Below are 19,093 nucleotides of genomic sequence, written 5' to 3'. Positions count from 1 at the left end.
CCTTTCGAGACCTGAAGACATGCAACACGACAAGAACGTCACCGCCACCATCGGCCACTTCATCGACGGCAAGCACGTCGGCGGCGGCAGCCGCGTGCAGCCGGTGTTCGACCCCGCCACCGGCCTGTCGGCCAAGAGCGTCGCGCTCGCCGACAAGCTCACGGTCGAGCAGGCCATCGCCTCGGCGCAGGCCGCCTTCCCGGACTGGCGCAACACGCCGCCGCTCAAGCGCGCCCGCGTGATGAGCCGCCTGAAGACGCTGCTCGAAGAAAACGCCGACACCATCGCCGCGCTGATCACCGCCGAGCACGGCAAGGTGCTGGCCGACGCGCACGGCGAGCTGCAGCGCGGCATCGAGAACGTCGAGTACGCCAGCTACGTGCCCGAGCTGCTCAAGGGCGAGCACAGCAAGAACGTCGGTCCGTCGATCGACTCGTGGAGCGAGTTCCAGGCCATGGGCGTCGCGGCCGGCATCACGCCGTTCAACTTCCCCGTCATGGTGCCGCTGTGGATGTGGCCGATGGCCGTGGCCTGCGGCAACACCTTCGTGCTCAAGCCCTCGGAGCGCACGCCCTCCTCCACGCTGTTCATGGCCGAACTCGCGCTGCAGGCCGGCCTGCCGCCGGGCGTGCTGAACGTGGTCAACGGCGACAAGGAAGCGGTCGACACACTGTTGACCGACCGCCGCGTGAAGGCCGTGAGCTTCGTGGGCTCCACGCCCATCGCCGAATACATCTACACCACGGGCACGGCCCACGGCAAGCGCGTGCAGGCGCTGGGCGGCGCCAAGAACCACGCGGTGGTGATGCCTGATGCCGACATCGGCAACGCCGTGAGCGCGCTCATGGGCGCGGCCTACGGCTCGTGCGGCGAGCGCTGCATGGCGATCCCGCTGGTGGTGGCCGTGGGCGATGCCACGGCCGACGCGGTGGTCGAGGGCCTGAAGGTCGAGATCGCCAAGATGAAGGTCGGCCCCGGCACCGACAACGGCAACGACATGGGCCCGCTGGTCACCCAGCCGCACTTCGAGAAGGTCAAGGCCTTCGTCGACGCGGGCGTGGCCGCCGGCGCCAAGCTGGTGGTCGACGGCCGCGGCATCCAGGTCGAGGGCCACGAAGGCGGCTACTACCTGGGCGCCTGCCTGTTCGACCATGTGAAGCCCGGCATGACGATCTACCAGGAAGAGATCTTCGGCCCGGTGCTCGGCGTGGTGCGCGTGAAGACGCTGCAAGAGGCGATGGACCTGATTGACGCGCACGAGTACGGCAACGGCACCTGCATCTTCACGCGCGACGGCGAGGCCGCGCGCTGGTTCAGCGACAACATCCAGGTCGGCATGGTCGGCATCAACGTGCCGCTGCCGGTGCCCGTGGCCTACCACTCGTTCGGCGGCTGGAAGCGTTCGCTGTTCGGCGACCTGCACGCCTACGGCCCCGACGCCGTGCGCTTCTACACCAAGCGCAAGACCGTCACGCAGCGTTGGCCCTCGGCCGGCGTGCGTGAGGGGACGATGTTCTCGTTCCCGTCGAACCGCTGATATCGCAGCACCCGCAGGTCAGGCTTTGTCGGCCTTGCCTGCGGCGTTGGCGAGCTTGCTGAGCATGCGGTCCACCAGCCACGGCTGGCGGTCCTCATCCTCAGCGCGTTCCTTGCGGCGGATCGCGTTGCGCACGACGATCGAGCCCACATAGCGCATGGGCTCCGGCGGAAAGTAGCCCAGCGGTCCGTTCGTGATCGGGCTGCGCGTCCATGCGTTGTCCTGGTCGAGCACCAGCGACGACAGGATCTGCCCGCCCATGTAGGTCGGCCCCACCCCGTTGCCCGAGTAGCCGAAGCCGTAGTAGATGTGCGGCGCGCCATCGAGCTTGCCGAAGAACGGAAATCCCGTCACCGAGCGGTCGGACGGGCCGTTCCAGCTGGCGGTGATCGGCGTGTCGCGCAAGGCCGGGAAGAAGGAATGCAGGGCCTGCGTGAGCTCACCCTCGTAGGGCGAGCGCTCGTCGAACACCTTGGCCATGCGGCCGCCCCACGCGAAGGTGTTGCCGCCCTTGCCCAGCATGATGCGGCCGTCGACCGTGCTGCGGTAGTAGTACACGAAGGTGCGCGAGTCGAGCACCGACACGCCGTCGGTCAGCCCGATCTGCTGCAGCAGCTCGGGGCAGCGCTCGGTGATGATCATGTCGCTCGACACGATGGCGATGGTCCGCTCGAACTGCGGGAAGCGGCTGGCCATCCACGCGTTCATCGCGAGCACCAGTTTCTTCGCGCGCACGCGCCCGGTAGGCGTGTGCACCAGCACGGGCTGGTCGGTGCTGAAGTCGAGCATCGGCGTGCGCTCGTGGATGCGGATGCCCATCGCCAGTGCCACGCGCCGCAGCCCGCGCACCAGCTTGCCCGGGTGCACGGTGGCGGCGATCGGCGAGTACACGCCGGCCAGGTTGCGCGCCGAGCCCGAGCGCCGCGCCACCTCGTCGGGCGGCAGCGCGTGGTACGAGTGGATGCCGCGCGCCTCCAGCGCCTGCATCATCGGATCGAGCGTGCCGATCTGCGCCTGCGAGGTCGCGGTGTAGAGCGTGCCGTCGCGCCGCAGTTCGGCGTCGATGCCGTGCGCCGCGCAGAAGTCGGCGATGTGCCCCACCGCCGCTTCCGACGCCTTCACGAGGCGCACTGCCTCGTCTTCGCCGAACAGCCGCCGCAGGGTCAGGAACTTGGCCGACCAGGTGAGCAGGCAACCGCCGTTGCGCCCGCTCGCGCCGGCGCCGCACAGGTCGCTTTCGAGAATGACGATGTCGAGCGCGGGCGCCTGCAGCTTGGCCTGGATGGCCGTCCACAGGCCGGTGAAGCCGCCGCCGACGATGCAGACGTCGGCGGTGGTTTCACCTTGCAGCGCCGGTGCCAGATCGCCGTCGTTGAAGAGCGCTTGTTCGATCCAGAAGGGGCGCATCCGTGTGCCTTAAGCGGTGGTGAGGGCTTGCCGGTGTTCGGCGGAACTGATCTCGAGGTGGCGCACGAAGTGCGCGAGGCCGGGCATGTCGGCGTCGGCCAGCTTGGCCGTGTCGTCCCACTGCCGCAGGCGCACTGCGTCCATTGCATATGGCAGCGTCTCGAAAGCCTGGGCCTGTGCCTCGTCGAACACGCCGCCCTGCAGTTGCAGGCTGCGCTTCGAGTCGGGCGACAGCGCCTCCAGGTAGCCCGGCACGCGCGCGCACAGGAAGCGCTTGGCGTCCACATGCAGCCGGATCGGCTCCAGCGTGGCCGGGCCGAACAGCGCGCGCAGGAACGGCAGGCAGCGGTACTGGTGCAGGTCGTCCAGTCCCTGCTGCGTCGGCGTGCCGCCGAAGTCGTGCAGCAGGTGGCCCAGGTCGTGCAGCAGGGCGGCGGCGATCAGCGCGCTGTCCGCGCCCTCCTGCTCGGCCAGGTGCGCCGACTGCAGCGCGTGCTCCAGCTGCGTGACCGGCTCGCCGTCGTACTGCGCATGGCCCTTGGTTTCGAAGAGGCCGACGATGTCGGGGATGCTGAGGCTCATGGTTACCAGGGCAGCGAGTAGGTCTTGGTGTTGGTGAAGCTCTTCATCGCCTCGAGCACGCCTTCCTTGTAGCCCAGGCCCGAGTCCTTGATGCCGCCGAAGGGCGTGAGCTCCAGGCGGTAGCCGGGCACTTCGCGCACGTTGACGCTGCCCACGTTCAGCTCGCGGATGAAGCGCGTGATGTAGTCCAGGCGGTTGGTGCAGATCGACGACGACAAACCGTAGGCTGTGCCGTTGGAGATGCGGATCGCCTCGTCGATGTTCCTGAAGCGGATGACGGGCGACACGGGGCCGAAGGTCTCGTGCTTGGCAACGGTCATCTCGGGGTCGACATGGTCGAGCACGGTGGGCGAGTACAGCGCGCCGCGACGCTCGTTGCCGTACAGGAGCTTGGCGCCGGCGGCGATGGCTTCGTTGACCACGGCTTCGAACTGCTTCGCAGCCGCTTCGTCGATCACGGTGCCCATGTCGGTGTCGGGGTCCATCGGGTCGCCGTACTTCAGCGCGCGGGTCTTCTCGACCAGCAGCTCGACGAAGCGATCTGCGACCGACTCATGCACCAGCATGCGCTTCACCGCCGTGCAGCGCTGCCCCGAGTTCTTGTAAGACCCGTTGGCAGCGAGCGTCGCCGCCTCCTCGATGTCCGCGTCTTCCATCACGATGATCGGGTCGTTGCCGCCCAGCTCCAGGATCTGGCGCTTGTAGGTGGCCTTGCCCGCGATGTACTTGCCGATGGGCACACCGCCGGTGAAGGTGACGAGGTCGACGTCGGCATTGGTCAGCAGCTCGTCGGCGATCTCCTTCGGGTCGCCGGTGAGCACCGACAGCATCTGCGGCGGCAGGCCGGCTTCGTACAGGATGTCGGCCAGCAGGAAGGCCGTGAGCGGCGTCTTCTCGCTGGGTTTGAGCACGATGCGGTTGTTGGTCGCAATGGCCGGCGCCACCTTGTGGATCACCTGGTTCAGCGGGTGGTTGAACGGCGTGATGGCGGTGATGGCGCCCAGCAGGGGCTCGCGCATCGTGTAGACCTTGCGGCTCTTGCCGTGGTGCGTGAGGTCGCAGGAGAACACCTGACCGTCGTCCACCAGCGCCTGGTTGGCGGCGAACAGCAGCACGTCGGAGGCGCGGCCCACTTCGTACAGCGAGTCCTTGCGCGACAGGCCCGACTCGAGCGTGATGGTGCGCGACATCTCGTCCAGGCGCGAGGCGATGATCTCGCCGGCGCGCATGAGGATCTTGTAGCGCTCGTAGCGCGTGAGCGTGGGCTTGTAGTCGCGGGCGATGCGCAGGGCATGGCGCACGTCGTCCAGTGTGGCCTTGGGCACGGTGGCGATCACTTCGCCGGTGTACGGGTAGGTGACCTCGATGGTGCGGTCGCGGTGGACTTTCTCGCCCGCGATGCGCAGGGCCTCGCGGTGGACGGTGCCTGGCTTCAGGATGGCTTGGCTCATGGGTGCTTGCTCCGTGTGGCTTCAGCGTGCGTGGTTCAGTGCGAGGTCGAGCGCATCGAAGTTGCGCAGCCGGCGGCCGGGGGCGATGCCTTCGACTGGGCGGTTGCAGATCAGCGGCACCTTCTGCTCCGACACACCACCGTGCGAGCGCAGCGGCACTTCGAGCGCCGACAGGTCATGGCGGCTGGCGGCGGTGCCGATGACGGTGCTCTGCTCGCTCACCACCACGATGTCGCCGATGCGGTCCGGCGGCAGCTCGAAGCGCTTGGCGGCTTCGGCGCGCGAGAGCACGAGCTCCATGCCAGGGATGCCCTTGATGCGTTCGATCCAGCCCGGCACGCTGGCTTCGTCGGGGGCGTACACCGTGGCGAAGGAGCCGAGCGCGCCGTGATGCACGACGTAAGGGTCGGTGATCGGCAGGATCACGCGGGCCTTTTCAGCGCCGTACCAGCTGTCGAGCACGTCCTGCAGGTAGATGACGTTCGGCGAGCCGTCCGCGCCGTGCTTGTCGTTCATGCCGTGGTCGGCCGTGAGCACGATGGTGGCGCCGAGTGCGTCGAGTTGCGCGAGGTAGCCGTCCATCATTTGGTAGAAGGCATTCGCTGCTGGGCTGCCCGGCGCGGCCTTGTGCTGCACGTAGTCGGTGGTCGACAGGTACATCAGGTCAGGACGCTGCGATTCCATCAGCTTTACGCCGGCGGCGAACACGAACTCCGACAGCTCCGCGCTGTACACCGACGGCACCGGCATGCCAACCATGTCGAGCACGTTGTCGATGCCGTTCTCTTCCATCGTCACCTGGTCCGACTTCTCGGACGAGAAGCAGATGCCCTTCATCTTGTGGCCCAGCAGCTTGCGCAGCTTGTCCTTGGCCGTGACCACCGCGAGCTTCGCGCCCGCATCGGCAAAGGCCGCGAGCACGGTGCCGGCGCGCAGGTACTTGGGGTCGTTCATCATCACTTCCTGGCCCAGCTCGCGGTCGAAGAAGTAGTTGCCGCAGATGCCATGCACCGCGGGCGGTGCGCCGGTCACGATCGACAGGTTGTTGGGGTTGGTGAACGAAGGCACGACGCAGTCGGCGAGCAGGTCGGCACCGTCCTTGCGCATGCGGGCGATGTAGGGCGCCACGCCGGCCGCAATGGCCGCGTCGAGGTAGGCCGGCTCGCAGCCGTCCACGCACACGACCACGATCGGACGCGCCATCCAGCGATAGCTCCTGGCATTGACTTCAAGTGTCTCCGGTGTCATTTCAGACTTCCTTTTGGGGTGGGTGGTTCGGGGTAGCGGTGGTGTTGCTGGAGGTAGCCGCATCGGCGTCGATGCGGCCGAAGGCCTTGTGCATGCGTGCGCGGCTGCCGGCCACGTGTTCGCGCAGTGCGCGCCCTGCCGTGTCGGGGTTGCCGCTGGCGATGGCGTCGACGATGTGGCTGTGCTCGTCGGCCGAAACCCGCAGGCCGCCGCCGCTGTCGAGCGCGCGCATTCTGAAAAGGTGCAGCTCCTTGACGAGCCGCTTGTAGGTTTCGGTGAGCTTCTTGCTGCCGGCGGTGTCGAGCAGGATCTCGTGGAACTGCAGGTTGAGCTGCGCGTACTGCTCCACGTCCTGCGCCTGGGCCGCCGAGCGCATGGCATCGACCATGGCGCGCAGGCGCTCCACGGCGTCGGACTGGATGGCCAGGGCCACGCGCCGGCCGATGATTTCTTCCAGCGCCTCGCGCAGTTCGTAGATCTCGTCAGCCTCCTCGAACGCGATCTCGCGCACGAAGACGCCGCGGTTCTTCTCGTTGCGCACGAGGCCGGCTTCTTCCAGGGCACGCAACGCCTCGCGGATCGGGCCGCGGCTGGTGTTGAAGCGCTGCGAAAGCTCGCTCTCGTTGATGCGGCTGCCCACGGGGAGCTCGCCCGTCATGATCAAACGCTCGATTTCTTCCTGCATCAGCATCGGCAGCGAGCTGGACTGGAGGAACGCGAGGGCGGCGGAGTGATTGCTGGTGACCATGGGGCGTATTTTCCCGAAGGATCGTCAACTGTCAACAATTTTTTATTGACAGTCATCAATCAGCAACCTACATTGCAAACACCGGATGGCGTTGCCCACCCTCGCGCCGGCGCCAGCCCTCACCCTTCTTCAGTGACAGCCAGCCTTTCAGGAGAAACAGATGACGATGAAACAAAGCACGTGCCGTCTCACGGCCGCCCTGTGTGTTGCGGCCCTCGGCCTCATGTCCGGCAGTGCGTGGGCGCAAAAGACGCCGCTCCTGGTCTACACGGCGCTCGAGACCGACGCCATGAAGCTGTACAAGGACGCATTCGAGAAGGCCAACCCCGACATCGAGGTGAAGTGGGTGCGCGACTCCACCGGCATCGTCACCGCCAAGTTGCTGGCCGAAAAAGCCAACCCACAGGCCGACGTGGTGGCCGGCCTGGCCGCCAGCAGCCTGGCGCTGCTGCAGCAGGAAGGCATGCTGCTTCCTTATGAGCCCAAGGGCTTCAAGGAGCTGAACCCCGCGTACTCCGACGCCGCGCGCCCGCCCGCCTGGGTCGGCATGGACGTGTGGGCCGCCACCATCTGCTTCAACACGGTCGAGGCCAAGAAGCTCGGCCTGCCCAAGCCCGAGAGCTGGAAGGACCTGACCAAGCCCGTCTACAAGGGCACGATCTCGATGCCGCACCCCGCCTCCAGCGGCACCGGCTACCTCGACGTGTCGTACTGGCTGCAGAACATGGGCGACGCCGAAGGCTGGAAGTACATGGACGCGCTGCACCAGAACATCGCGCAGTACGTGCACTCGGGCTCCAAGCCCTGCAAGCAGGCGGGCGCGGGCGAGTTCCCCATCGGCATCTCGTTCGAGTTCCGCGCGCACCAGGTGAAGAAGTCGGGCGCGCCGGTCGACCTGATCTTCCCGAAGGAAGGCCTGGGCTGGGACATCGAGGCCACCAGCCTCATGAAGACCAGCACGAAGCTGGCCCAAGGCAAGCGCTTTGCCGACTGGATGGCGAGCAAGGAAGCCAACCAGATCAGCGCACGCTGGTGGGCCGTGGTGGCCTACCCGGGTGTGGTCTCCAAGCTCGAAGGCATTCCCGAGAACTACGAGAAGCTGCTGGCCAAGAACGACCTGAACTGGGCCGCCAAGAACCGCGAACGCATCCTCGCGGAGTGGAGCAAGCGCTACGAAGGCAAGGCCGAACCCAAGTAAGCCCGACGGCATCCCCCGGTTTTCAATTCAAGGGTGCCGCCGCAGCTGGTGACGCCCTCCAACGACGAGTGCGAAAAATGGACATGACCGACACCCGCTTCATCGCCAGCCAGTTGACTCCCACTTCGGCCCCGCCCGCGGCCCTCGAGATCGTCGGCGTTCGCAAGGACTTCGAAACCTTCAGCGCGCTGCGCGACGTGCACCTGCGCGTGAACCCGGGCGAGATGCTGTGCTTTCTCGGCCCCTCGGGCTGCGGCAAGACCACGCTGCTGCGCATCATCGCGGGCCTCGAAACGCAGACCGCCGGACAGATCCTGCAGAACGGCAAGGACGTCTCGTGGCTCTCGCCGGACAAGCGCGACTACGGCATCGTGTTCCAGTCGTATGCGCTCTTTCCCAACCTGTCGATCGCCGAGAACGTGGGCTACGGCCTCGTCAACAGCCGTGCGAAGCGGGGCGAGATCAAGTCGCGCGTCGACGAGCTGCTGAAGCTGGTCGGCCTGCCGACCTCGGGCGCCAAGTACCCGAGCCAGCTCTCGGGTGGCCAGCAACAGCGCGTGGCCCTGGCCCGCGCGCTGGCCACGCGCCCGGGCCTGCTGCTGCTGGACGAGCCGCTGTCGGCGCTCGACGCGCTGGAGCGCATCCGCCTGCGCGGCGAGATCCGCCGGCTGCAGAAGCAGGTCGGCATCACGACCATCATGGTCACGCACGACCAGGAAGAAGCGCTCTCGATGGCCGACCGCATCGTGGTGATGAACCACGGCGTGATCGAGCAGGTCGGCACGCCGATGGAAATCTACGAACAGCCGGCCACGCCCTTCGTGGCCGACTTCGTGGGCAAGGTCAACGTGCTGCGCGCGATGGCGCTGGGCAACCAGCGCTTCCAGGTCGGCGACATGGAACTGCAGTGCGACGCCTGCGACGGCGCCTTCGAGCCCGGCGACGCGGTCAACCTGTACCTGCGGCCCGAAGACCGCGCGGTGGAACACCTGCGCGAGGACACGCCGAATCGCCTGCAGGCCAAGGTCACGAAGGTCGAGTTCCTGGGCGGCCTGTGCATTGCCGAAGTGACGGCCGACGCGCTGCACGGCCAGACACTGGGCCTGCACTTCTCGCTGAACCAGCTGCACGACCTGGACATCCGCGAAGGCAACACGATCGACATCGCGCTGCGCGCCAACCGCATCCGCGCCTTTGCCGCGCGCACCGCCAAGCCATGAACACGCTGGCACATCCCCGGCCTGTGCTCGCTGCACGCCCCGCCCTGCGCTGGAGCCGCGACGAGACCATCGCGCGCGCCATCCTGTTCGTGGTGATGGCGATGCTGTTCGTGTTCCTCATCGCGCCGCTGCTGACCATCCTGGCCCACGCGGTGCAGGACAAGAACGGCCGCTTCGTCGGCCTGACCCACTTCATCACCTACTTCCAGACGCCGAGCCTGCTGCGCGCGGCGTGGAACTCGATCTGGGTGTCGGCCGCGGTGGTGATGATCTCGGTGCCCACGGCCTTCGTGTTCGCCTACGCGCTCACGCGCAGCCGCATGCCGGCGCCGCTGAAGGCGGTGTTCCGGCTCATCGCGCTCATTCCGCTGCTCGCGCCCTCGCTGCTGTCGGCCATTTCGTTCGTGCAGTGGTTCGGCAACCAGGGCGCGCTCAAGTTCCTGCTGGGCGGCGCCTCGATCTACGGCGCGCCCGGGATCATCCTGGCCGAGGTCTACAACACCTTTCCGCATGCGCTGATGATCCTGGTCACCGCGCTGTCGCTGGCCGACGGCCGGCTGTACGAGGCGGCCACCGCCCTGCGCACGCGGCCCCTGCGTCAGTTCATGACGATCACCCTGCCCTCGTGCAAGTACGGCCTGATCAGCGCGGCCACCGTGGTCTTCACCTACGTGGTGAGCGACTTCGGCGCGCCCAAGGTCATCGGCGGCAACTTCAACGTGCTGTCGGTCGACGTGTTCAAGCAGGTGGTGGGCCAGCACAACTTCTCCATCGGCGCGGTGGTGGGCATGCTGCTGCTCATTCCGTCGATCATTTCCTTCGTGATCGACTACGTGGTGCGACGCAAGCTGAAGGCGCAGCTCACGGCGCGCTCGGTGCCCTACACGCCCAAGCCCCGCAAGGTGGCCGATGCACTGCTCACGCTGTTCTGCACCGTGGTCTGCAGCCTACTGCTGGCCACCATCGGCATGGCGATCTACACCTCGGCCATCTCGCTGTGGCCCTACGACCTGTCGTTCACGCTCAAGCACTACCACTTCGTGCTGGTCGAAAGCGACATGGCCGCCGCCTACGGCAACAGCCTGTTGGTGGCCATGGTCACCGCGGTGGCGGGCTCGCTCATCGTGTTCGTGGGCGCCTACCTGATCGAGAAGACGCGCAACCTGGGCCTCATGCGCAAGGGCATGCACCTGATGGCGGTGCTGTCGATGGCGGTGCCGGGCCTGGTGCTGGGCCTGGGCTACGTGATGTTCTTCAACCATCCGGCCAACCCGCTGAACTTTCTCTATCAGACGATGGCGATCCTGGTCATCTCGATGGTGGTGCACTACTACACCTCGAGCCACCTCACGGCGGTGACGGCGCTCAAGCAGATCGACAACGAGTTCGAGGCCGTGTCGGCGTCGCTCAAGGTGCCGTTCTTCAAGACCTTCCTGCGCGTGACGGTGCCGGTGTGCCTGCCGGCCATCCTGGACATCGGGCGCTACTTCTTCGTGGTGTCGATGGCCAGCCTGTCGTGCGCCATCTTCCTGTACACGCCGGAGACCATCCTCGCGTCGGTCGCGATCATGCACCTGGACGACGCCGGCGACATCGGCCCGGCCGCCGCGCTGGCCAGCCTGATCGTCGTCACCTCGACGCTGGTGTGCATCGCCTACGCACTGCTCACGCGCGTGCTGCTCGCACGCACGCAGGCCTGGCGCAACCTCGGCCGCAGCTGAACGAATCCTTTACCTCTCGCCCCTCATTTCCTTTCCCTGCCTGGAGACACCATGAGTCAAGCCGCCCACCCCATCCTGCTCACGCCCGGCCCCCTGACCACCTCGGACCGCACCCGCCAAGCGATGCTGCGCGATTGGGGCTCATGGGACGCCGACTTCAACCAGATCACGGCGCGCATCCGCAAGGAAGTGCTCAACATCGTGCACGGCACGGGCACGCACGAATGCGTGCCTTTGCAAGGCAGCGGCACCTTCTCGGTGGAAGCGGCCATCGGCACGATCGTGCCGCGCAACGGCCATGTGCTGGTGCCGAGCAACGGCGCCTACTGCCAGCGCCTGGCCAAGATCTGCAAGGTGCTGGGCCGCAAGCTCACCACCATCGACTACACCGAAGAGAAACAGGTCTCGCCCGCCGACGTCGACCGCGCGCTCGCGGCCGACCCCAGCATCACCCACGTCGCGGTGGTGCACTGCGAAACCGGCGCGGGCGTGCTCAACCCGCTGCACGAGATCGCGCTGGTGGTCGCCAAGCACGGGCGCGGCCTGATCATCGACGCGATGAGTTCTTTCGGCGCCCTGGAGATCGACGCGCGCAAGACCCCCTTCGACGCCGTGGTCGCCGCCTCGGGCAAGTGCCTCGAAGGCGTGCCGGGCATGGGCTTCGTGGTCATCAAGCGCAGCACGCTCGAAAAGTGCGAAGGCAACTGCCACTCGCTGAGCATGGACCTGTACGACCAGTGGGTCTACATGGAGAAGACCACGCAGTGGCGCTTCACGCCGCCCACGCACGTGGTGGCCGCGCTCGACACCGCCATCGCGCAGTACATCGAGGAAGGCGGCCTGCCCGCGCGCGGCGGGCGCTACACGCGCAACTGCAAGGCGCTGGTCGACGGCCTCGCCACGCTGGGTTTTCGCAGCTTCCTCGACCCGGCCATCCAGGCGCCGATCATCGTCACCTTCCACGCGCCCGACGATGCCAACTACAACTTCAAGACCTTCTACCAGGAGGTGAAGAAGCGCGGCTACATCCTCTACCCCGGCAAGCTGACGCAGGTTGAGACCTTCCGCGTGGGCTGCATGGGGCACTTCGGCGACGCGGGCATCCCGGGCGCGGTGGCGGCCATTGCCGACACGCTGAAAGCCATGGGCATCCGGCAGGTGACCGCGGCCGTCGCGGCCTGAAGCACCTCTGAGCAGACCGGCGCATTGCAGCGCCGGTCCTACAACGCGGGGGTGATGCGCTTCGCATAATGCCCCGCATGACGGTTCTGCGCAGCGACATCCCTGTCCGCCTGGACCGCCTGCCGTGGTCGCGCTGGCACTGGCGCGTGGTGATCGCGCTGGGCGTGGCCTGGATCCTCGACGGCCTCGAGGTCACGCTGGTGGGCTCCATCGGCGCGGTGCTGGAGCGGCCCGACACGCTCGGGCTCACGGCCGCAGAGATCGGCTGGTCGGGCTCGATCTACATCGCGGGCGCGGTGATCGGCGCGCTGGTCTTCGGCCGGCTCACCGACCGGCTCGGGCGCAAGAAGCTGTTCCTGCTCACGCTCGTGGTCTACACGCTGGGCACGCTGGCCACAGCCTTCTCCCCCAACTTCGCCTTCTTCGCGCTGTGCCGCTTCGTCACGGGGCTGGGCATCGGCGGCGAGTACGCAGCCATCAACTCGGCCATCGACGAGCTCATTCCGGCGCGCGTGCGCGGGCGCGTCAACCTCGCCATCAACGGCAGCTTCTGGATCGGTGCGGCGCTCGGCGCGGCGCTGAGCCTGGTGCTGCTCGATGCGCGCGTGATCGGCCCCGTGTGGGGCTGGCGCGCGGGCTTCGCGCTGGGCGCGGTGCTGGCGGTGGCGATCCTGCTGGTGCGACGCCACGTGCCCGAGAGCCCGCGCTGGCTCATCGCGCACGGACGCGCGGATGAGGCCGAGCGCATCGTCGCGGACATCGAGCGCGAAGTCGAAGTGCAGCACGGCCCGCTGCCCGCCGCGCAAGGCCACGTCATGTACACCGCCGCCCGCCAGAACAGCCCGCCGATGCGCGAGGTGGCGCGCGTGCTGCTGCGGCGCTACCCGGCGCGCAGCGTGGTGGCGACGGCGCTGATGGTGTCGCAGGCCTTTTTCTACAACGCGATCTTCTTCACCTACGCGCTGGTGCTCACGCGCTTCTACGGCGTGGCCGAAGGCCGCGTGGCGCTGTACATCTTTCCGTTCGCGCTGGGCAATGTGATGGGGCCGCTGCTGCTGGGCCCGCTGTTCGACAGCGTGGGCCGGCGCAGGATGATCGCGCTGACCTATGTGCTGGCCGGCGTGGGCCTGGCGCTCACGGGCTGGGCCTTCATGCAGGGCTGGCTCGACGCGCGCAGCCAGGCGCTGTGCTGGTCGGCGGTGTTCTTCCTGGCGTCGGCGGCGGCCAGCTCGGCCTACCTGACCGTGAGCGAGGTGTTCCCGCTGGAGATGCGCGCCATGGCCATCGCGATCTTCTACGCCATCGGCATGGGCGCGGGCGGCTTCGCGGCGCCGGTGCTGTTCGGGATGCTGATCGAGACCGGCAGCCGGGGCGCGGTGATGGTGGGCTACCTGATCGGCGCCGCGCTGGTCATCGTCGCGGGGCTGCTGGCGTTGCGCCACGCGGCCGATGCGGAACGCAAGCCGCTGGAGGAAGTGGCGCCGCCGCTGTCGTCGGAGGCCGGCGGCGAGCGGCCCTGAAGGCGGCTACAGCGCGCAGGTGCGAAAGCCGAAGAAGCCGTCGTCGCTGTCTGGCAGCGCAAAGCCACGGCGACGCGGCGAACGCAGGCGCGCACGCGTCGCGAACGAGGCGCCGCGCAGCACGCGCGCACGGCCGAAGGCGGCCACCGGATCGAACTCGCCGCCGGCGCTCCACGGATCGGCCCGGAAGCCCGGCCAGGGTTGCAGCGTGCCCGCTGTCCACTCGTGCACGTCGGCCCAGCGGAAGCCGCGCCGCGCGGCCGTGTGGGCCGCGATTTCCCATTCGACCTCGGTCGCGATGCGCCGGCCGGCCCAGCGCGCCCAGGCGTCGGCCTCCCACCAGCTCAGGTGCACGGCGCTGTGGTGCCCGGCCGCGCGCACGGTGACGCCGAAGCGCTGCTGCAGCACCGAGCCGCCGGTGCCGTTGCGCGCCACGCCGATCTGCTCCACATGGCGCGGCCCGCGCCGGCCTTCGGTCTGCGCAGCGAGCCAGCGCCAGCCGTCGCCGTGCCACAGCTCCTCGCGGTCGTAGCCGCCGTCGTCGACGAACTCGATGTACTGGTCCCAGGTGACAGGCTGGGCGTCGATCTCGAACTCGGGCACGTCGACGCGGTGCGCCGCGCCTTCCTGCGCGAACAGGAAGCCGCTGTGCTCGGGCAGGCCGAGCTCCCAGCGCGTGGCCGGCAGCAGCAGCGGCTCGCGCGTGACGGCGGTGGGCGGCTGCTCGATGTTCAGCGGCAGGCCCAGCGTCTGCGCCAGCACCACGAGCTGTTCGCCGCGCAGGTCTTCATGGAACAGCGCGAGCCGGTAGAAGTACAGGCCGGCATCGGTCTCGGCGGCGTTCTCGAGCAGCTCGAGCGTGCTTTCGAGGGTTTCGAGCAGGTAGGCCTTGGTCTGGCCCAGGCCCGGCAGGTCGGGCGACCAGCAGCGCTCGGCCGCGCCCTGGGCCGGGTTCCACCAGTCGTCGGCGTCGGGGTCGATGGCGGCCAGCCGCGTGGGGCGCACGGGGCAGTCGATGCCGAAGGCGCGCTGGGTGTTGCGCCCGATCCACCATTCGGCGAACCAGCCGATGTGGCCGGCCAGCCAGACCGGCGGCAGCACGGCCGGCTGCTGCATCACGCGCATGCTTTCGCCCAGCGCCTGTTCGAACAGGGACAGCAGGTGCAGCGTGTGGTTGCGCGCGTCGATGAGGGCCAGCGAGAGCAGGTCGCGGCCGGCGCGGCGCATGTCGGGGGAGTCGATCGACAAAGGCGGGCTCGCCGCACCGAAGGGCGTCGAAGGCGGCGGGCTCGAAGACATGGGCCATTATGGCGACCGCCCGACAGGCCCTCTGGCGACGCGGATTCCGGGTAAACCCGAGTTTGTGTCAAGGCAATACTAAGGTTCACCGAGATACCATTGCGGGCTTTGCGCGCAGCCCCCACCAGGGGCCGGCGCTTCACCTTGGGCTTCGCGGGAGACACCCCTTGTCTGTATTCCTCAAATTCGCGGCCGTCATGGACTGGATCAGCGAAAAATTCGGCAAATTTGCCGGCTATGCGGTTCTGGCCGCGTCGCTCATCTCGGCCGCCAATGCCTTCGTCCGGTACGGCTTCGACTTCAGCAACAACGCCTTCCTCGAGATCCAGTGGTACCTGTTCGCCGCCACCGTGATGCTCGGTGCGCCGGTGGTGCTGCGCTACAACGAGCATGTGCGCGTGGACATCCTCTACGGCAAGCTCAAGGGCCACGGGCCGGTGTATGTCGACCTGTTCGGCCTGACCTTCTTCCTGCTGCCGGTGATGGGCCTCATGACCTACCTCACCTGGCCGTTCTTCTGGAACACCTGGGTGTCGGGCGAGATGTCGGGCAACATCGGCGGGCTGATCCGCTGGCCCGCCGCGCTGCTGATGCCCGTGGGTTTCTGCACGATGTTCCTGCAAGGTGTCGCCGAGATCATCAAGCGCATCGCCTACCTGCGCGGACTGATCGAGATGAACACGCACTACGAGAAGCCGGTGCAGTGATGGCGTTCGTCGCGCTTCGCCAGACCGCCCCGACACCGCCCGCACCGCAGGACAAGTAGACATCATGCACATGGAAAATTTCGCCCCGATCATGTTCGCGGGGCTCGTGGTGATCATGCTGATCGGGTTTCCGGTCGCGTTTTCGCTCTCGGCCCTCGGCCTGATCTGCGGCTTCTTCGCCATCGAGATGGGCTGGTTCCCGGCCGGCTTCATGGCCAACCTGCCGCTCAATGTGTTCGGCATCCTGTCGAACGAGACGCTGCTCGCCATTCCGTTCTTCACGCTCATGGGAGCGGTGTTAGAGAAATGCGGGCTCGCCGAGGACATGCTCGACTCGATGGGCCAGCTCTTCGGCCCGATCCGCGGCGGCCTGGGCTACTCGGTGATCATCGTGGGCTTCATCCTCGGCGCCATCACCGGCACCGTGGCTGGCCAGGTGATCGCGATGGCGATGATCTCGCTGCCGGTCATGATGCGCTACGGCTACAACATGCGTTACTCGACCGGCGTGCTCGCCGCCTCGGGAACCATCACGCAGCTGGTGCCGCCCTCGCTGGTGCTGATCGTCATGGCCGACCAGCTCGGCACCGACGTCGGCCAGATGTACAAGGGCGCCTGGGGTCCGTCGATCCTGCAGGTGGTGATCTTCGCGATCTACACCTTCCTGGTCTCGCGCATCCGCCCGCACTACGTGCCCGGCCTGCCCGCCACGGCGCGCACGCTGCACGGCTGGGCGCTGTGGGGCAAGTGCCTGCGCGGCATCATCCCCTCGGCCATCCTGATCTTCGCGGTGCTCGGCTCGATGGGCGGCCTGCCCTTCATGGACAAGGCCATCGCCACGCCGACCGAGGCCGGCGCCATGGGCGCGGTGGGCGCGCTGGTGCTGGCGCTCATTCACCGGCGCCTGAACTGGGCGCTGATGAAGGACGCGATGGAAGGCACCATGCGCCTCACGGCGATGGTGGTGTTCATCCTGATCGGCTCGCGCGTGTTCTCGCTGGTGTTCCAGGGCGTGGACGGCGCCAAGTGGATCGAGCACATGCTCTCGGGCCTGCCGGGCGGCCAGATCGGCTTCCTGATCGCGGTCAACATCTTCGTGTTCTTCCTGGCGTTCTTCCTCGACTTCTTCGAGATCGCCTTCATCATCCTGCCGCTGCTGGGCCCCGTGGCCCACAAGCTGGGCATCGACATGGTGTGGTTCGGCGTGCTGCTGTGCGTGAACATGCAGACCTCGTTCATGCACCCGCCGTTCGGCTTCGCGCTGTTCTACTTGCGGGGCATCGCCGACACCCTGTTCAAGAACGGGGCGTTGCCCAAGAAGGTGGAGTCGCGCGACATCTACCTGGGTGCCGTGCCCTGGGTCGCGATGCAGCTGCTGCTGGTGGCCATCGTGATCTTCTTCCCGCAGACGGTGACCGTGTTCCTCGAGAAGGAAAAGGTCGTCGACATCGACAAGGTCAACCTCGACATGCCGGTGGACCCGAACGCGCCGCCCGCCACCGACAACGGCGTGAACATGGAAGACCCGTTCGGCAACCAGAAGACGCCCGAGGAAACGCCGGCGCCGGCGGCCCCGGCGGCGGGCGAAGCCTCCAAGCCGTGAGCGACGCCCGCCCCGGCGACGCCCCGAACGACCACCCCGCGACGACAGAAGGCGACCCGCTCGAAAGCGCCGCCTTCCCGCCGCTGCTGCGCACGCTGGCGGTGGTGCTGGTGGTCGATCTCTTCGCCTTCGCGCTGTGGAGCCTGCCGTCGCTGCGCACCACCAGCTGGTCGGCCACCAGCCTGTTCGTCTTCGGCGTGGCGGGCCTGTGCGTGATCTGGGTCGGCTACTGGATCGTCTACAGCCGCACCCGCCTCGAAGGCGACGTGCTGACGCAGACCTGGCTGTGGAACAAGCGCGTGAGCGCGCAGGACGTGGCGCAGCTCAAGCTGGTGCACATCCGCATGCTCGAGCGCGTGATCGCGCCGCGCCTGCTGGTGCGCCGGCGCTTCGGCGGCATCACCTGGTTCCATGCCTACGATCCGCAGGTGCTGATCGCGTTCGGCGAACAGGTGGCGATGCGCACGCTGCCCTCCGCGCCGCCGCCCTCCCCCGAACCCGACCCCGCGTCCAAATGAAAAAAGCCCCGCCGAAACCGGCGGGGCTTTTTCTTGTGAGGTGCGAAGCGCCGGGTTGCGGCGCCGCGTGCCTTACAGCTTCTGCTGTTGCATGAAGCGGTCGAAGGTGCCTTCGGTGTAGCGGAACCAGGCGTTCTGGTCGGCCAGGAACTTGGACCAGTCGCTGTAGATCTTCTTCCACTCGGGGTTGCTGTTGTTCAGGTCCGAGTAGATCTGCTGGGCCGACTTGAAGGCCGCGTTCATCACGTCCTGCGAGAACGGACGCAGCTTGGTGCCCGAGCCCACGAGCTGCTTGAGCGCGATCGGGTTCTTGGCGTCGTACTTGGCCGTCATCGTGATGTTGGCGTGCGCGGCAGCCGCTTCGACCACCGCCTTGAAATCGGCCGACAGGCCTTCCCATGCCTTGGTGTTGATGTAGAAGTCGAGCTCGGGGCCGCCTTCCCACCAGCCGGGGTAGTAGTAGAACGGGGCGATCTTGTTGAAGCCCAGCTTCTGGTCGTCGTACGGGCCGACCCATTCCAGACCGTCGAGCGTGCCCTTTTCGAGCGCGGGGTACAGGTCGGCGCCGGGGATCGATTGCGGGATCACGCCGAAGGGCTCGAGCACCTTGCCGGCGAACGGGTTGGTGCGGAACTTCAGGCCCTTCAGGTCGGCGACCGACTTGATTTCCTTGCGGAACCAGCCGCCCATCTGCGCGCCCGTGTTGCCGCCCGGCAGGTTGATGATGTTGTACTTGGCGTAGAAGGCGCGCATCAGCTTCAGGCCGTTGCCTTCGTACATCCAGGCGTTCTGCTGGCGGGTGTTCATGCCGAAGGGCACGGCGCAACCCAGGCAGAAGGTCGGGTCCTTGCCGTAGAAGTAGTAAGGCGCCGTGTGCGCCATTTCGACCGCGCCGCTCTGGATGCCGTCGACCACGCCGAAGGCGGGCATCAGCTCGCCGCCTGCATGCACGGAGATCTGGAACTTGCCGCCCGTCATGTCGCTCACGCTCTTCGAGAACACCTCGGCGGTGCCGAAGATGGTGTCCAGAGACTTGGGAAAGCTCGATGCGAGACGCCAGCGAACGGTGGCTTGCGCGTGAACCGCGGGCGCGATGCCGGCAGCCAGAACGCCGGCGATGCCCGCGTTTTTGATGAGGGAACGACGATCCAT

16 protein-coding genes are annotated in these 19,093 nt (G+C 67.2%); 9 read left to right on the top strand and 7 right to left on the bottom strand.

Annotated elements, in window-relative coordinates:
- Positions 1–19: 19 nt before the first annotated feature.
- Positions 20–1,537 (top strand): CoA-acylating methylmalonate-semialdehyde dehydrogenase, encoded by a 1,518-nt coding sequence (locus AC3WQM_RS08280; protein ID WP_492677872.1) that lies wholly within the window; start codon positions 20–22, stop codon positions 1,535–1,537.
- A gap of 18 nt (positions 1,538–1,555) precedes the next feature.
- On the opposite strand, the gene AC3WQM_RS08275 is transcribed toward AC3WQM_RS08280, so the two are convergent.
- From AC3WQM_RS08275 to AC3WQM_RS08255, 5 genes are read right to left on the bottom strand one after another with little or no spacing between them, the layout of a single operon-like run.
- Positions 1,556–2,944 (bottom strand): FAD-dependent oxidoreductase, encoded by a 1,389-nt coding sequence (locus AC3WQM_RS08275; RefSeq protein WP_492677870.1) that lies wholly within the window; start codon positions 2,942–2,944, stop codon positions 1,556–1,558.
- Positions 2,945–2,953: 9 nt separating this feature from the next.
- Positions 2,954–3,526: a phosphonate degradation HD-domain oxygenase gene (locus AC3WQM_RS08270; protein WP_492677868.1), complete on the bottom strand. Its 573-nt coding sequence runs from the start codon at positions 3,524–3,526 to the stop codon at positions 2,954–2,956.
- A 2-nt stretch (positions 3,527–3,528) separates the two neighbouring features.
- Positions 3,529–4,977 (bottom strand): phosphonoacetaldehyde dehydrogenase, encoded by a 1,449-nt coding sequence (gene phnY / locus AC3WQM_RS08265; protein ID WP_492677866.1) that lies wholly within the window; start codon positions 4,975–4,977, stop codon positions 3,529–3,531.
- A 21-nt stretch (positions 4,978–4,998) separates the two neighbouring features.
- On the bottom strand, positions 4,999–6,225 hold the full coding sequence (gene phnA / locus AC3WQM_RS08260) for a phosphonoacetate hydrolase (RefSeq protein WP_492677864.1): 1,227 nt from the start codon (positions 6,223–6,225) through the stop codon (positions 4,999–5,001).
- A gap of 1 nt (position 6,226) precedes the next feature.
- Positions 6,227–6,973 carry a phosphonate utilization associated transcriptional regulator gene (locus AC3WQM_RS08255; RefSeq protein WP_492677862.1) on the bottom strand — a complete coding sequence of 249 codons (747 nt, stop codon included), beginning with the start codon at positions 6,971–6,973 and terminating at the stop codon, positions 6,227–6,229.
- Between the two features lie 160 nt (positions 6,974–7,133).
- Here AC3WQM_RS08255 and AC3WQM_RS08250 point away from each other — a divergent pair, with 160 nt between their 5' ends.
- The 5 genes from AC3WQM_RS08250 (at position 7,134) to AC3WQM_RS08230 (ending at position 13,814) form a co-directional block, all read left to right on the top strand.
- Entirely contained in the window at positions 7,134–8,171 is a 1,038-nt protein-coding gene (locus AC3WQM_RS08250) for a putative 2-aminoethylphosphonate ABC transporter substrate-binding protein (RefSeq protein WP_492677860.1), read from the top strand.
- Between the two features lie 77 nt (positions 8,172–8,248).
- Positions 8,249–9,391, top strand: a complete 1,143-nt coding sequence (locus tag AC3WQM_RS08245; RefSeq protein WP_492677858.1) for a putative 2-aminoethylphosphonate ABC transporter ATP-binding protein — start codon at positions 8,249–8,251, stop codon at positions 9,389–9,391.
- Positions 9,388–11,112 (top strand): putative 2-aminoethylphosphonate ABC transporter permease subunit, encoded by a 1,725-nt coding sequence (locus AC3WQM_RS08240; RefSeq protein WP_492677856.1) that lies wholly within the window; start codon positions 9,388–9,390, stop codon positions 11,110–11,112. Before AC3WQM_RS08245 ends, AC3WQM_RS08240 begins: the two co-directional genes overlap by 4 nt.
- Before the next feature lie 51 nt (positions 11,113–11,163).
- The gene (locus AC3WQM_RS08235) at positions 11,164–12,294 is read left to right on the top strand and encodes a 2-aminoethylphosphonate--pyruvate transaminase (RefSeq protein ID WP_492677854.1); all 1,131 of its coding nucleotides are present in this window, start codon (positions 11,164–11,166) and stop codon (positions 12,292–12,294) included.
- Positions 12,295–12,371: 77 nt separating this feature from the next.
- Complete coding sequence (locus tag AC3WQM_RS08230; protein ID WP_492677852.1) at positions 12,372–13,814, top strand: MFS transporter; 1,443 nt, start codon at positions 12,372–12,374, stop codon at positions 13,812–13,814.
- Positions 13,815–13,820: 6 nt separating this feature from the next.
- Here the strand turns inward: AC3WQM_RS08230 and AC3WQM_RS08225 are convergent, their stop codons facing one another.
- Positions 13,821–15,113, bottom strand: coding sequence for an SUMF1/EgtB/PvdO family nonheme iron enzyme (locus AC3WQM_RS08225; RefSeq protein WP_492677850.1), 1,293 nt, complete (start codon positions 15,111–15,113; stop codon positions 13,821–13,823).
- Positions 15,114–15,280: 167 nt separating this feature from the next.
- Here AC3WQM_RS08225 and AC3WQM_RS08220 point away from each other — a divergent pair, with 167 nt between their 5' ends.
- The 3 genes from AC3WQM_RS08220 to AC3WQM_RS08210 all read left to right on the top strand — a co-directional run bounded on the left by AC3WQM_RS08220 (position 15,281) and on the right by AC3WQM_RS08210 (position 17,941).
- Positions 15,281–15,820 carry a TRAP transporter small permease subunit gene (locus AC3WQM_RS08220; protein ID WP_492677848.1) on the top strand — a complete coding sequence of 180 codons (540 nt, stop codon included), beginning with the start codon at positions 15,281–15,283 and terminating at the stop codon, positions 15,818–15,820.
- Positions 15,821–15,884: 64 nt separating this feature from the next.
- Entirely contained in the window at positions 15,885–17,423 is a 1,539-nt protein-coding gene (locus AC3WQM_RS08215) for a TRAP transporter large permease (RefSeq protein WP_492677846.1), read from the top strand.
- Positions 17,420–17,941, top strand: coding sequence for a hypothetical protein (locus AC3WQM_RS08210; protein WP_492677844.1), 522 nt, complete (start codon positions 17,420–17,422; stop codon positions 17,939–17,941). The genes AC3WQM_RS08215 and AC3WQM_RS08210 overlap by 4 nt, the downstream gene beginning before the upstream one ends.
- Positions 17,942–18,013: 72 nt before the next feature.
- Here the strand turns inward: AC3WQM_RS08210 and AC3WQM_RS08205 are convergent, their stop codons facing one another.
- Positions 18,014–19,093 (bottom strand): TRAP transporter substrate-binding protein, encoded by a 1,080-nt coding sequence (locus AC3WQM_RS08205; protein WP_354347505.1) that lies wholly within the window; start codon positions 19,091–19,093, stop codon positions 18,014–18,016.

This window comes from Variovorax sp. FW301-JW7 (assembly GCF_058788795.1).
The sequence above is the reverse complement of the archived record's forward strand: the minus strand, read 5'-3'. Positions and strand labels throughout refer to the sequence as shown.

Coding starts and splice junctions, on each gene's coding strand:
- AC3WQM_RS08280 (WP_492677872.1), top strand. CDS start 20: ATGCAACACGACAAGAACGTCACCGCCACCATCGGCCACTTCATCGAC.
- AC3WQM_RS08275 (WP_492677870.1), bottom strand. CDS start 2,944: ATGCGCCCCTTCTGGATCGAACAAGCGCTCTTCAACGACGGCGATCTG.
- AC3WQM_RS08270 (WP_492677868.1), bottom strand. CDS start 3,526: ATGAGCCTCAGCATCCCCGACATCGTCGGCCTCTTCGAAACCAAGGGC.
- phnY (WP_492677866.1), bottom strand. CDS start 4,977: ATGAGCCAAGCCATCCTGAAGCCAGGCACCGTCCACCGCGAGGCCCTG.
- phnA (WP_492677864.1), bottom strand. CDS start 6,225: ATGACACCGGAGACACTTGAAGTCAATGCCAGGAGCTATCGCTGGATG.
- AC3WQM_RS08255 (WP_492677862.1), bottom strand. CDS start 6,973: ATGGTCACCAGCAATCACTCCGCCGCCCTCGCGTTCCTCCAGTCCAGC.
- AC3WQM_RS08250 (WP_492677860.1), top strand. CDS start 7,134: ATGACGATGAAACAAAGCACGTGCCGTCTCACGGCCGCCCTGTGTGTT.
- AC3WQM_RS08245 (WP_492677858.1), top strand. CDS start 8,249: ATGGACATGACCGACACCCGCTTCATCGCCAGCCAGTTGACTCCCACT.
- AC3WQM_RS08240 (WP_492677856.1), top strand. CDS start 9,388: ATGAACACGCTGGCACATCCCCGGCCTGTGCTCGCTGCACGCCCCGCC.
- AC3WQM_RS08235 (WP_492677854.1), top strand. CDS start 11,164: ATGAGTCAAGCCGCCCACCCCATCCTGCTCACGCCCGGCCCCCTGACC.
- AC3WQM_RS08230 (WP_492677852.1), top strand. CDS start 12,372: ATGACGGTTCTGCGCAGCGACATCCCTGTCCGCCTGGACCGCCTGCCG.
- AC3WQM_RS08225 (WP_492677850.1), bottom strand. CDS start 15,113: ATGTCTTCGAGCCCGCCGCCTTCGACGCCCTTCGGTGCGGCGAGCCCG.
- AC3WQM_RS08215 (WP_492677846.1), top strand. CDS start 15,885: ATGCACATGGAAAATTTCGCCCCGATCATGTTCGCGGGGCTCGTGGTG.
- AC3WQM_RS08205 (WP_354347505.1), bottom strand. CDS start 19,093: ATGGATCGTCGTTCCCTCATCAAAAACGCGGGCATCGCCGGCGTTCTG.